Annotated in this window: 14 protein-coding genes; 7 read left to right on the plus strand and 7 right to left on the minus strand. The window is 70.3% G+C overall.

All coding sequences use genetic code 11. The annotated features are described in order from the left end of the window. Positions 1–156: 156 nt before the first annotated feature. The 3 genes from FCL41_RS00475 (at position 157) to FCL41_RS00490 (ending at position 3,203) form a co-directional block, all read left to right on the plus strand. Complete coding sequence (locus FCL41_RS00475) at positions 157–582, plus strand: hypothetical protein (RefSeq protein WP_137064482.1); 426 nt, start codon at positions 157–159, stop codon at positions 580–582. A gap of 72 nt (positions 583–654) precedes the next feature. Further along, complete coding sequence (locus FCL41_RS17850) at positions 655–2,397, plus strand: DUF5926 family protein (protein WP_239021708.1); 1,743 nt, start codon at positions 655–657, stop codon at positions 2,395–2,397. Positions 2,398–2,558: 161 nt separating this feature from the next. Next, a complete protein-coding gene (locus FCL41_RS00490) occupies positions 2,559–3,203 on the plus strand; it encodes a DUF305 domain-containing protein (protein ID WP_137064479.1) in 645 nt (214 codons plus the stop codon). Positions 3,204–3,230: 27 nt separating this feature from the next. Here the strand turns inward: FCL41_RS00490 and FCL41_RS00495 are convergent, their stop codons facing one another. After that, on the minus strand, positions 3,231–3,842 hold the full coding sequence (locus FCL41_RS00495; RefSeq protein WP_137064478.1) for a TMEM165/GDT1 family protein: 612 nt from the start codon (positions 3,840–3,842) through the stop codon (positions 3,231–3,233). 84 nt (positions 3,843–3,926) lie between these two features. On the opposite strand from FCL41_RS00495, the gene FCL41_RS00500 reads away from it, so the two are divergent. Further along, the gene (locus FCL41_RS00500) at positions 3,927–4,328 is read left to right on the plus strand and encodes a hypothetical protein (RefSeq protein ID WP_137064477.1); all 402 of its coding nucleotides are present in this window, start codon (positions 3,927–3,929) and stop codon (positions 4,326–4,328) included. Positions 4,329–4,452: 124 nt separating this feature from the next. Then, complete coding sequence (locus tag FCL41_RS00505; protein ID WP_137064476.1) at positions 4,453–4,875, plus strand: VOC family protein; 423 nt, start codon at positions 4,453–4,455, stop codon at positions 4,873–4,875. Positions 4,876–5,052: 177 nt separating this feature from the next. Here FCL41_RS00505 and FCL41_RS00510 read toward each other — a convergent pair whose 3' ends face one another. From FCL41_RS00510 to FCL41_RS00535, 6 genes are all read right to left on the minus strand, one after another. Next, positions 5,053–5,643 carry a DinB family protein gene (locus FCL41_RS00510; RefSeq protein WP_137064475.1) on the minus strand — a complete coding sequence of 197 codons (591 nt, stop codon included), beginning with the start codon at positions 5,641–5,643 and terminating at the stop codon, positions 5,053–5,055. 74 nt (positions 5,644–5,717) lie between these two features. After that, positions 5,718–6,374, minus strand: a complete 657-nt coding sequence (locus FCL41_RS00515) for a DUF2238 domain-containing protein (protein ID WP_137064474.1) — start codon at positions 6,372–6,374, stop codon at positions 5,718–5,720. A 129-nt stretch (positions 6,375–6,503) separates the two neighbouring features. Next, positions 6,504–7,382 (minus strand): alpha/beta hydrolase family protein, encoded by an 879-nt coding sequence (locus tag FCL41_RS00520; RefSeq protein ID WP_137064473.1) that lies wholly within the window; start codon positions 7,380–7,382, stop codon positions 6,504–6,506. Between the two features lie 233 nt (positions 7,383–7,615). Then, complete coding sequence (locus FCL41_RS17205) at positions 7,616–8,188, minus strand: helix-turn-helix transcriptional regulator (protein ID WP_212723042.1); 573 nt, start codon at positions 8,186–8,188, stop codon at positions 7,616–7,618. Positions 8,189–8,332: 144 nt separating this feature from the next. Continuing rightward, positions 8,333–9,856 (minus strand): SDR family NAD(P)-dependent oxidoreductase, encoded by a 1,524-nt coding sequence (locus FCL41_RS00530; protein WP_212723041.1) that lies wholly within the window; start codon positions 9,854–9,856, stop codon positions 8,333–8,335. 72 nt (positions 9,857–9,928) lie between these two features. Further along, the gene (locus FCL41_RS00535; RefSeq protein WP_170970146.1) at positions 9,929–10,714 is read right to left on the minus strand and encodes a hypothetical protein; all 786 of its coding nucleotides are present in this window, start codon (positions 10,712–10,714) and stop codon (positions 9,929–9,931) included. A gap of 13 nt (positions 10,715–10,727) precedes the next feature. On the opposite strand from FCL41_RS00535, the gene FCL41_RS00540 reads away from it, so the two are divergent. Continuing rightward, a complete protein-coding gene (locus FCL41_RS00540) occupies positions 10,728–11,906 on the plus strand; it encodes a sensor histidine kinase (RefSeq protein WP_175422333.1) in 1,179 nt (392 codons plus the stop codon). Next, positions 11,903–12,604, plus strand: coding sequence for a response regulator (locus tag FCL41_RS00545; RefSeq protein WP_275403748.1), 702 nt, complete (start codon positions 11,903–11,905; stop codon positions 12,602–12,604). The genes FCL41_RS00540 and FCL41_RS00545 overlap by 4 nt, the downstream gene beginning before the upstream one ends. The last annotated feature ends 91 nt before the right edge of the window (positions 12,605–12,695 follow it).

The following is a 12,695-nucleotide window of genomic DNA, read 5'->3' on the forward strand; positions in this document are numbered from 1 at the left end:
CCAGTAATGACCAGGTGCGATGGTCAGGGTGACGGCACGGAGATGGGTCGCCTTGAACGGGCGCGGATGGCCCGGAAGGGCTATGTCAATCGGGCGATCGTCCACTCTGGAAGCAGTCCGGATCGTGCCCTGCCTTCGTCGCCTACCGTGGGAGGTATGAGCGACTCTCACCTCCTCGGGCGTCTCACCGGTGGTCCCTTCTGGCAGCTGGTGCGACCCGTGATGGGCCCGGACGAGGAGGCGGTCCACTTCGCGCAGCTGCGGTGCGCCCAGGGGACCGAGGAGATGTCCGGGGTGCTCTTCCTCACCACCACCCAGCTGATCTGGCGCACCATCGACCCCCGCAAGCCCGAGGGCGCGGCCTACGAGGTGGCGCTCGGCGACGTCCTGGGCGTGGAGCAACCGGCCAGGACGGCGGCCTTCCACGCCTTCAGGATCGTCACCGAGGACGACGGTCTCCCCGTCGACACCTACTTCTTCCCCCAGCACCGCACCGACGTCGACAAGCTGCTCTGCCGCGAGATGTACGACGCCGTCCACGGTGGCTGGACCGAGCACCGCACCATGCGTTTCAGCGCCTGACGCGACCCGCGCCGACCTGTCGAACCGGTAGGACCCTGGGACCTTGCTGCCCGCGTGCGTCACAATCGAGGCATGAGACCGCAGGTCGTCGCGCACCGCGGCGCCAGCCACGAGAAGGCCGAGCACACGCTCGGTGCCTATGTGACCGCCCTCGACATGGGAGCCGAGGCGCTCGAGTGCGACGTACGCCTGACCGCCGACGGACACCTCGTGTGCGTGCACGACCGCGACGTGCGGCGTACGACCGAGAGTCGCGGCCGGGTCTCGACCATGAAGCTCGATGAGCTGAGCCAGCTCGACTTCGCGTCGTGGAAGAACCCGTGGGGCGACCTCGACGACGAGGCGCCCGACCTCGCCGACGACCACCGCCGGGTGCTGACCCTGCGCCGACTCTTCGAGACCGTGCGCGACTACGACCGGCCGGTCGAGATCGCCGTCGAGACCAAGCACCCGGTGCGCTACGGAGGACTGGTCGAACGCCGTCTCGTGTCGCTGCTCCGCGACTTCGGCTGGGACACCAAGGGCACGCCGGTCCGGGTGATGTCGTTCTCGTGGACCGCCCTGCAGCGTGTGGAGCGGGCCGCCCCCGACGTGCCCCTGGTCCAGCTCATCGACAAGGCGCCGCTGTGGCCGATGCTGCGTCGCGTCATCGGCCCCGACTGGATCGTGGGACCGGGCATCGACGAGCTGCGTGCACACCCCGGCCTGGCCCGGCGTCTGGTCGAGCGGACGCGACATCCACGTGTGGACCGTCAACTCCCGGGCCGACCTCGAGTTCTGCCAGAGCCTGGGCGTCAAGGCCGTGATCTCCGACCGGCCGGGATACATGCTGGAGCTCCTCGACGGGTAGGTTCTGCGCCATGGCGAAAGAAGTCCCGCAAGAACCAGTCCGCCCCCGTCGAGGGCGAGGTCGGCCCTCGCCAGCCCTGCCCCTGTGGCTCGGGCAAGCGCTACAAGGCCTGCCACGGAGCGGCCGGTGGCGCGGCGACGCCGTTCGTCGCACGCCCCTTCGAGGGCCTGGCCGGCGAGTGCGACCTCATCGCCCTGCGTGAGCTCGTGCCCGCGGCGACCGCCCCGCTGACGCTGGCCGAGGGCGTGCCCGGCGCCGGCTCGCGCGTCGTACGCCTCAACACCCTGCTCCCGGTGGCCGCGCCCGCGATGGTGCGTGACTCCGGTGAGGTGTGGCTGGGGCTGCAGGTGCAGCACAACTACGGCGACCCCGCCCGTGACCTCGGTGCTGTGCTCCTGGCCGCGCTGGAGCAGGCGGAGCGAGGCGAGTCCGGCATCGTCGGGCTCACCTCCGACCCGGGCGAGGGCCCGCGGCTCCAGGACCTCGTCGCCAACACCGAGCTCGACGTGACGGTCCACGACACCTTCGAGTTCTGGGTCTCCGACGTGGCCGACGCGGGGGAGGACTTCGCCGCCGCGCTGTCCCAGGCCAACGACACGATCCGCCCCACCGCGCGCCTCGAGGGCGTGGAGGCGGCCTACTGGACCAACGTCGGCACCAAGGAGCACCTGCGCTGGGTGATGCCGCACGACGAGGACGCGCTGCTCACGGCCCTCGCGCGCCTGCACGCCGCCGGCAAGGACGTGCTGGTGGAAGGCGCGCGGTTCGTCGGGATGTTCCGTGCCCACGGCCTGCTGACGCCGGTCTGGGACCTCCCCGTCGGGACGGGTGCGGCAGCGCTCGAGGAGCCGGCGAAGAAGTTCGCCGCCGACCTCAAGACCGCTCTTGCCGACGACTCCGACCTCACCCAGGAGGAGCGCTCGGCACGGGCCGGGCTCGCCAACCGACAGGTCACGATCCGCTGACCGGAAACACGTCTCTCCAATTGGTGAGACTCGCGGCCAGAGGTTGTGCTCGGAACCTCCGGTGACGTAAGTTTCTTCAAGCCCGGTCGTTGTTGTATCCCCCGTCAACAACGGCCGGGTCTTCCATTTGTCCATGCTTCGGACGACGACTGGAGGATCCCGTGCCATTTCCTGTGGTTGCCGCTCGCCGAGTCGCGCGCCTCGTCTCAGGAGCCGGGATCGCCCTCCTGCTCGCCGTGTCGTCCGCGTGCAGCGAGGACGACGACCCCGCGACGACGCGGAGCGACACCCAGCACAACGCTGCCGACGTGGCCTTCGCCCAGACGATGATCCCGCACCACGCCCAGGCGATGACGATGGTCGACCTGCTCCAGGGCCGCCGCGTCGACCCCGCGGTGGAGACGCTCGGTGAGAAGATCCGCGACGCCCAGGGCCAGGAGATCGAGACCCTGTCGGACTGGCTCGTGGAGTGGGACGAGGAGGTCCCCGAGACGATGCGCGACCACTCCCACGCCGGTCACGACGGAGCCGACCCGTCCGAGGTGATGGAGCAGATGGGCGCCGACCACGACGACATGCCGGGGATGATGTCGGCACAGGACTTCAAGAGCCTGGAGGAGGCCGACGACGCGGCCTTCCAGGACAGGTGGCTCGCCCTGATGATCGAGCACCACGAGGGTGCTCTGGAGATGGCCGAGACCGAGAGGGAGGAGGGCCGTTTCACGCCGGCCGTCGAGCTCGCAGGTCAGGTCGTCGCGAGCCAGAACGAGGAGATCGAGACGATGCAGGAGCTGATCGACCCCTGACCCGCCGCCGACCAGTCGCTGGGCCAATCAGGCCAGGAAGACCTCGTACGCGGTGAAGAGCGCCAGGCCGAAGCAGACCGTCGCGCCGACGTAGTGCAGCACCGACAGCTTGACCTTGGCGAGCAGCACGCGGCCGACGATCACGGCGAGGCCGGAGACGGTGAGCAGGGCGGCCCAGGCGCCGAGGAAGACCGAGACCGGGTCGTCGTACTTGGCCACCAGCGAGAGGGTCAGGAGCTGCGACAGGTCGCCCCACTCGGCGGCGAAGAGCACCAGGAACGACGTCAGGATCACCTTGGCGCCGTGCACCTCACCCCGGGCGGCAGCCTTCTCGGCGAACTCGTCCTCGGTCTCCGTCTCCGCCGCGTCGGCACCACGCGCCTCGCGCAGCAGCAGCAGTGCGCCGATGAGGAACATCAGCGCGGCCGCACCCTGGACGAGGTCGGCGGGCAGGAACGCGGCCGCCTTGCCCAGCGCCACCGCGATGCCGGTCTGCACCGCGAAGGCGAGGCCCACGCCGATCCAGACCAAGAGCGGACGGAAGCGGGTGCTCAGGACGAGCGTCGCGATGAACGTCTTGTCGGGCAGCTCCACGACGAAGATCGCCGCGAAGGCGAGGGCGATGATGGCGATGTCCACCGCCCAACGCTCTCACGGCTGCGCTCGTGTGCCTCAGGTGCCTAGGCTGGGGGAATTCCCATTCGGCTCGAGTCAGGAGTACGCATGTCGTTCGCGGAGAACATCAAGGCGAAGATCAAGGACGTCGATGTCGAGAAGCAGCTCACCGAGCTCGTCGACGAGGGAGAGAAGCTGGTCGGTGACGCCGTCACCAAGGCCGGCGGGATCGCCCACGACAAGCGTGGCGACGTCGAGGGATGGCTCAACAAGGCCTCCGGGGCGATCAACGAGAAGACCGAGGCCAAGTACGCCGACAAGGTGAGCAAGGTCCGCGACACCCTGCTGGGCGGCCTCGACAAGCTGGCGTCCAAGCGGGTCATGAACCCGGTCGCCGAGATCGAGACGCCCGCCAAGCCCGGGACCACCGGCGCGAACGGAGCCACGGGGGCGGCGGGGCAGGCGGAGTCCGGTGCGGGCGACGGGCCCGAGGGCTCGCCGCTCTCCTGACCTACCCGGTTGAGGGACTCGTCACTGTCGGAGCCAGCGCGTAGCGTCGGTGGCGCCGGAGCGGAGGAGGGATCCGCCCGGTGTCACCGCGCATCGACAGCGCATCAACACAGGGAGGGACATCATGGCGAGCAAGCTCAACCCCTACATCAACGTCCTCGACGGCCGCGCGCGCCAGGCCGTGGAGTTCTACCAGTCCGTGCTCGGCGGCGAGCTGGAGCTGAGCACCTTCGGCGAGAGCGGCATGGAGGGGCCCTTCGCCGACCAGGTCATGCACTCCCGGCTGGAGACGCCGGCCGGATACACGTTGATGGTGGCCGACACCCCCGCGGAGATGATGAAGCTCGACGTCGGCAACAACATCTCCGTCTCCATCGCCGGCGACGCCACCCAGGCCGAGGAGCTCCGCGGCTACTTCACCGGCCTGGCCGAGGGCGGCACGGTCACCGAGCCGATGACCATCGCGCCGTGGGGAGACGAGTTCGGCATGCTGACCGACAAGTTCGGCATCAACTGGATGGTCAACATCGCCGGGGTCACGGGCTGAGGGAGGGGCCGCATCCTCCGACGCGACGATCCCCTGTCAGGAGGATGTACGCCCCGGTGCGGCGGACGTAGCGTGGAGGAAGGATCTCGGGTCGATCCTGCGCGCCCAGCGGTCACTCGGTCCCCCCGCCGGGTGGCCGCGCCACGTGGTGAAGTGCCGGTTTCACTGTGCCGGTGCTCACGAGCCGACCCTGCCGTCGAGGGCCTCTCGCAGAAGATCGACGTGGCCGCAGTGCCGGGCGTACTCGGTGATCATTCGCAGCATCAGCCAGCGCAGGTTGACGTCCTCGTCCGAGTCGAGGGGGCGGGCGACGTCGTCGAGGTCGTGCGCGGCGACGATCTGCCGCGAGACCGCGCACTCGGCGCGCCAGAGATCGAGGTCGGCGGCGAAGTCGGCGTCCGGGGGTGGGTTGAAGTCCGGCTCCCGATCCGTCTCGTCGGCGAACAGGAGGGGGACGTCGCGGCGCTCGAAGTTCTGCTGGAACCACCACCGCTCGACCTGGGCCAGGTGTCGCACCAGGCCGTGCAGTGACATGGTCGACGGCGGCACCGACCGGAGCCTGCTCTCCCCGTTTCCGATGCCTCGGCACTTCATCTCGACCGTGGCGCGGTAGTGCTCCAGGTAGGCGGTGAGCGCCTCACGCTCGCCCGCCATCCGCGGGATCCGGGGCCGGTCGTCGTCGGCCCAGATCGGCGCGAAGTCGTCGTCCGTCAGTCCTGACTCCGGCCGGACCGTGTCCTCGTCGCCCTCATCGCGGGGTGTGCTCATCCCTTTACTGTGGCCGAGCGTCGCCCACCTGTCGAGGGTCACCGCGGCCTGGGCACTGCGTCCTGCTGCGGTCGTCAGCCCGGTGGAGGTGTCGCGGCCTCCAAGGGCTGGGGCCCCGACTTCAGGAGGTGCTGGTGCTTCCACGCCAGGTGCACGAGCAGCCCGGCGGCCACCGACCCGATCCCCCCGAGCGCGATGTCGCCCAGCGTGTCGGCGTAGCGGTCGACGTTGCCGGAGGTGCTGAGGAAGGCGTAGTACTCGGCGACCTCCCAGAAGACTGCTGCGGTGACGCCGAAGGCGAGGGAGCGCTCGATCACCTGTCCACGGGTCGCCGTCGGGGGCAGGGTGAGGAGGATGAACGCCGCGGTCAGCACACCGGTGTTGACGAAGTGCATCACGTCGTCGAAGCGCCGGACGGTGTCGTAGAGGTCCATCCGGTTGCCGAGCGTGTCGGTGAAGCAGGTACTGGTCACCATCAGGTCCACGAGCCAGGGGAACGTCACCCGGTGGCGCCCGTACACCAACCACGCGGCCGGGATCGCGAAGGCCGTCAGCGGGTAGCCGACCGCCCGGGCGCCGGCGCCCTTGCCCTCGAGGTGGCCGAGCTCGGGGTAGTGGATCGCGGTGATCAGCAGGACCAGCAGCATCACCTTGGCCGCCACGTTGAGGGCGATCACGATGACGGTCCCCGGGGTGGGGGTCGGGACCGAGGCGGTGGTGATGTGGCTCACCCGACCCACGCTAGCGGGAAGCACGTAGGGCGTTCCTTCGCCTGGTCGCCGCGGAGCGCCCGACGACGACCGGGGCGCCGGATGCTCACGCACCCGACGCCCCGGTCGTACGGCCGGTCGATGCCGGAGTCAGCTGCTGCAGGTGTTGCGGTAGTCAGACACGTCGCCCAGCGTGGAGGGCGAGGGGCCGGGGCAGAGGAACTGCCGGTAGCGGGTGTCGTCGTCCACGTGGAGCTTGAGCCAGCTGATCGTGGACCAGGCGATCGTGGTGTTCGCGCTGTTGGGCGCGAAGTGGCTGGCGTTGTTGAGCTCCAGGTATGCCTTGCTCGTCGAGGCCGGGATCGACTGGTAGAACGGGATCGCGTGTGAGCCGGTCGGTGCCACGGAGTCGTTCTCCGCTCCGATGACGAGACTGGGCGTACGGATCTCGGGCCACGTCTTGTCGAGGTTCCACGGGGTCAGCCCGATGGTGGCCTTGAGCGACGGCCGGTCCTTGGCCGCCTCGAGCGTGCCGCCGCCACCCATCGAGTGGCCGATGACGGCGAGCCGGTTGGGATCGATCCGCGAGCGGATCGCCGTGGATGCCCGCTGGGTCAGGTAGTCCAGCGCCGCCAGGAGCTGGTCGCCGCGCGAGCCGGGCTGATCGAACCGCGACTGCGTGTTGAAGGTGATCACCACGAACCCCTGCGAGGCCAGGCGCGGGCCGAGCCAGGCGATCGTCGACTCCGAGGCGGTGTAACCGGGCGAGATCGCGACGGCGCCGTACGTGCCCTCACTGGTCGAGGTGGGGTAGGTGACGGTCGCCGAGCCGAAGCCGGGGGTCGAGAGGTCAGAGACCGACGTCGACGTCACGGCGAACGGGCCGCGGGTGGCCTCGATGCTCGAGCGTGTCGGGTCCGGGCCCCGTTCGTACGGGCTGTCGGCGGACGCGGCAGGTGCCAGCGTGAGCGCGAGGACGAGGCCCAGCGAGGAGGCCAGGGCGCTCAGGAGGTGGGACGGTCTTTTCATGGGCTTGTCTCCGAGAAGGACGTGGGCCTCGGGCGGCAAGGGCTCCCACCGCTGGCCCGTCAATGTGACGTGATTCACGCTAAGAGGGCCTCAGGTGTCACACCATGTGCGCAGTGCCCACATTCGCTGTGCGCTCCGCCTCCCGAGCGCAGGCACGCCAAAACTGGCGCGTTGATGGGGCGCCGTCGCGGGGTGTTGGCCCATCAACCCGACAGTTACGGGGGTCGCCGACCTCAGAGGCGGTAGGGCGCCCGGCGCAGGACGTCATCACCCAGCACAAGCCGACGTCCGGTGAACGTCTCGTCCGGCGGTCGGCGGGTGAGCGTGGTGTCGGTGACCCGGACCAGCAGCTGCTGACCCCGCTGTTCGACGAGGAAGAACCCGGCGAAGTCGGAGAGTTGCTCGTGGGCCCCGACGACGCCCGGCTGGACGAGCAGGTCGAGCCAGAACCGCCAGCCCCGCAGCCGCTTGCTGCGGACCAGCGGCTGCACCACGTCGGCGTCCGGGAACGCGGCGCGCACGGCCGCGTCGAAGCGGTGCCGTGCCGGCTTCTCGACCCGGTACGACCGGGCGTCGATCTCCTCGGTCACCGCGCCCGGTCCGCTGACCAGGTCGTCGCGCAGGAGGTCGTCGACGGTGATGCCGAACAATGCGGCGAGCGCCTGGAGGTTCACCACGTCGGGGATGCCGCGGTCGGCCTCCCACTTGGTCACCGCCTGGCGCGAGACACTCAACTTCTCCGCCATCTCCTGCTGCGTCAGACCGGCTGCGGTCCGTCCTGCCCGGATCTTCTGCCCGAGGGTCATGTCACTCCTGTCGTGGTGTCGGCAGGCCTTCCCCCGAGGCCGTTCCGACGCTAACCCGCGGTATCCCTCGATGTGGCCCACAGGCGCCGAACGGGCGCGCTACTCCTCGTAGCGCGCCTGTTTCCGCAGGTCAGCGGCCGTGTCTCACCAAGGACTGGGCTTGTAGTCCTTCACGAAGCAGCCGTAGATGTCCTCGCCCTGCTCGCCCATGACGATCGGGTCGTAGACGCGCGCGGCACCGTCGACCAGGTCGAGCGGCGCGTGCCAGCCCTCCGCGGCGATCCGCAGCTTCTCCTGGTGCGGACGCTCGTCGGTGATCCAGCCGGTGTCGACGGCGGTCATCAGGATGTTGTCGGTCTCGAACATCTCGCCCGAGCTGGTGCGCGTCATCATGTTGAGCGCGGCCTTCGCCATGTTGGTGTGCGGGTGGCCCGGCCCCTTGTAGCGACGGGAGAACTGGCCCTCCATCGCCGAGACGTTGACGACGTACGCCCGCTTCGACTTCGCCCGGCGCGCGGCCTCGGCGAGCGAGGGGCGCAGGCGGCTGACGAGCAGGAACGGGGCGATCGAGTTGCACAGCTGCACCTCGAGGAGCTCCAGCGGGTCGACCTCGCCGACGGTCTGGGTCCACGAGTTGTTGGTCTGCACGTCGGGCAGCAGGCCGCCGGCGTCGAGCGCGGTCCCGGCGACGTGCGCCTCCAGGGAGGCCGAGCCAGCCTTCAGTGCGAGCGCCGTCAGCGAGGCCGCGTTGTGCGCGGCCAGGGCGGACTCCGCCGACTCGCCGTCGTGGTGAGCCACCGCGACGTCGGCCAGGGCGCCGGCGATCGCCGCCGGGTGCGCCTCGGAGATCCGGTCGAAGGCGACCATCTCCGGCAGCTCGATGTTCGTGGGCAGCGGCGCGAGCTCGCCCTCCTGCAGCGGGGCGTACGAGCCGGGGGAGCGGCGTACGGTCTGGCAGGCGTTGTTGATCAGGATGTCGAGCGGGCCCGAGGCGGCGACGTCGTCGGCCAGCGAGATCACCTGCGTGGGGTCACGCAGGTCGATGCCGACGACCTTGAGCCGGTGGATCCAGTCGCCCGAGTCCTCCATCGCGGAGAAGCGGCGCACCGCGTCCTTCGGGAAGCGGGTGGTGATGGTGGTGTGGGCGCCGTCGCGCAGCAGCCGCAACGCGATGTACATGCCGATCTTGGCGCGGCCACCGGTGAGCAGCGCGCGCTTGCCGGTGAGGTCGGTGCCCTGGTCGCGCTTGGCGTGGCTCATGGCCGCGCACTTGGGGCAGAGCCAGTGGTAGAACGCGTCGACGAGGGTGAAGTCCTCCTTGCAGATGTAGCAGCCGCGCGCCGTGATCAGCTCACCCGCGAAGGCGCCCTTCGCCGTCGAGACCAGCGCGATGCCCGCGGTCTCGTCGTCGATCCGCATCGGCGAGCCGGTGGCGGTCTTCTCGATGATGTCCTGGTCGTGCTTGATGCGCTCCTGGCGGATCTCGGCGCGACGCGACTTCTTCACGAGCTTGTACATGTAGGACGCCTCGCGCTTCATGAGGCGTACGTCCGGGTGCTCGGGGCCCAGCGCCGGCAGCGCGCGGAGCACCTTGATCGCCGTGGCCAGCTCGTCGGGGTCGATGCCTTCGACGACGGTGGTCTGATCGGGGTCGTGCTGTTCACTCACGCGGGGATTCTCCCACCGGTCGGGGCGAGAACCGATTCCTCGACGGGATGGTGTAGCGCTCGGCCGCGAGTGTCAGGGCACGCGTACGTGCGCCCGCTCGATCCCGGCGCGCACCAGCTCCTCGACCAGGATCTCCTTGAACCTGGCCGCCATCGGATCCTCGATGGCGCCGTTGCAGTCGATGTAGAAGCCGGCGTCACCGCGCTCGTCGACCTTCACCTCGGAAAACCAGTCGGGGGTGTAGACGTCCTCCATCTCCGCGTCCACCACGTCCTCGTACACCCGCCCGTTGTCACCCACGAACGTCATCCGATAGGCGGCCTTCTCCAGGGCTGCGACCAGCACTTCACGCGGAGCGTCGGCCGTCACCACGATGCGCTCGTGGGAGCTCCACTCGGCGTCGCCGTAGACGTCGGCGTCGATGACGATCCCGGGGTGTGGGTTCGGCGCCGGCTCAGCAGGCGGGGCGCCTCCGCCCATCGTCACCTGGTCGACCACCAGGCCGGGGAGCGTCCGGCGGAACGCCTCCGCGACCAGGTCCCGGCGCTCGGGGTCCTCGAACGACCTGTCGGTGACCAGCACGTTGCGTCCGTCGAGGAGGGTCCTGACCACCGCCCCGAACCGCCGGCTCGCGAAGGGGTCGGGGTCGTCGTCGAGGGGGTCCTGGTGGAAGCGGTCGACGAGCTGGCCCGGGCCGGGCTCCCCTCCCTCGAAGATCCCCTCGACGAAGGCCCTGATCTGCTCCGGAGATCCGGCGACCGGACCCCACGCGATGACGAGAGTCCCAGCTGAGTCATGGCGGAATCCTGCCAGCGCCGATCTCCTCCCGCAGGAGGACGCGTCAGGTGCCCTCGGCACCTACGATCACCGCGTGGAACCCCTGCAGCCCTGGACCCTCGGCCCGCGCGGTCGGCGATGGTTCGACGCGTTGCTCGTGCTGTCGTTGTCGGGGCTGGCCCTGTTCCACTGGGCGGTGGGCGAGCCGCTCAACGCGGTCGTGTCGCTGAGCCAGATCCTGCCCTTGTGGTGGCGCCGCACGCACGCCTCCCTGGTCTTCGGCGTGGTCGCCACCCTGAGCGCCGCCCAGGTGCTCGTCCTCGGCCTCCACGACCCGATCATCGGGCAGGTCGCCTTCCCGATCGCGGCCTACTCGGTCGGCCGCTGGGGCGGCCGGTGGGCTCGGCCCGTCAGCCTCGTGGTCACCCTGTGTGCCTGCCTGGTCGCGGGATGGGCGTGGAGCAGCTGGGCCGTGCCCGACGAGCGGCTGTCGTCGATGGTCGCTCCCGCCCTCAGCTGCGCGGGCATGGCGGTCTCCGCCTGGGCCCTCGGTGTCGCGGGTGGCCAGCGGGACCGCTTCGTACGCAGCCTCGTCGACCGCGCCGAGCAGGCCCGGGCCATGGCCGAGCGCGATGTTGCCCTGGCCGCCCAGGACGAGCGGGCACGGATCGCGCGCGAGATGCACGACGTGGTCGCCCACGGACTCTCGGTCATCGTGGTCCAGGCCGACGGCGCCCGGTACGCCGCCGCGCAGGATCCCGCCGTCGCCGTCCGCACACTCGGCACCATCGCCGACACCGGCCGGGCGTCCCTGACCGAGATGCGACGCCTGCTCGGACTGCTGCGCACGGAGGAGTCGGGCGTACGCCCGCAGCCGCGCCTCGACGACGTGCCGCACCTCGTCGAGGAGGCAGAGGCCGCCGGCATGACGATCGAGGTGTCCCTTCCGCAGGAGTGGCCACTGGTGCCCGACGGCGTCGGGCTGGCGGCCTACCGGGTGGTGCAGGAGGCGCTCACCAACGTCCGCAAGCACGCCGGCCCGCAGGCCCGGGTGACGTTGGGCGTCACCGTCGACGACGCCGTGCGGATCCGGGTCACCGACGACGGCCGGGGAGCGGCCGGGGGAGGCCACGGCGCCCACGGATCCACCGGTGCCGGCACCGGCCACGGCCTGGTCGGGATGCGCGAGCGGGTCGCCGTGCACGACGGCTCCATGAGCGCGGGACCCGCCGTCGGTGGTGGCTGGACCGTGAGTGCGAGGATCCCGCTGTGAGTGAGCAGCACAGTGACCAGCACAGCGAGCAGATCAGGGTCTTCCTCGTCGACGACCAGCAGATGGTGCGCGCCGGCTTCCGGATGCTCGTCGACTCCCAGCCCGACATGGTCGTCGTCGGTGAGGCCGGCGACGGTGGCGAGGCCCTGGCCCAGCTCGCGGTGACCGGCACCGACGTGGTCCTGATGGACGTCCGCATGCCCCGGATGGACGGGGTGGAGGCGACCCGGCGGCTCCTCGCCGCCCCGGACGCTCCCCGCGTCATCGTGCTCACCACCTTCGACCTCGACGAGTACGCCTTCGCCGCGATCCGCGCGGGCGCCTCGGCGTTCCTGCTCAAGGACGCGACCCCGCCCGAGCTGCTCGGAGCCATCCGCTCGGTGCAGGCCGGCGATGCAGTGGTCGCGCCCAGCACCACGCGGCGCCTCCTGGACCACTTCGCCACCCTGCCCGAGGCGGGAGACGCCGCCGGGCCCGGCGCCGCGGACCACGAGCGGCTCGCCGACCTCACCGAGCGCGAGGTCGAGGTGCTCGGCCTGATCGCCCGCGGTCTCTCCAACCAGGAGATCGCCGCCCACCTGGTCGTGGCCGAGACCACGGTCAAGACCCACGTCGGTCGCCTGCTCGCCAAGACGGCCTCGCGCGACCGCGTCCAGCTGGTCGTGCTCGCCTACGAGACCGGGCTCGTCACTCCCTGAGCTCGCGCCGCCCTGGGCCGTGGCGGCGTGAGGAGTCGCGGCCTCCTCCCACGGGAGGACGAGCCGCCGCGCGTGAGCCGTGGCGTACGAC

The sequence above is a fragment of the Nocardioides jishulii genome (genome assembly GCF_006007965.1).
Classification (GTDB): domain Bacteria; phylum Actinomycetota; class Actinomycetes; order Propionibacteriales; family Nocardioidaceae; genus Nocardioides; species Nocardioides jishulii.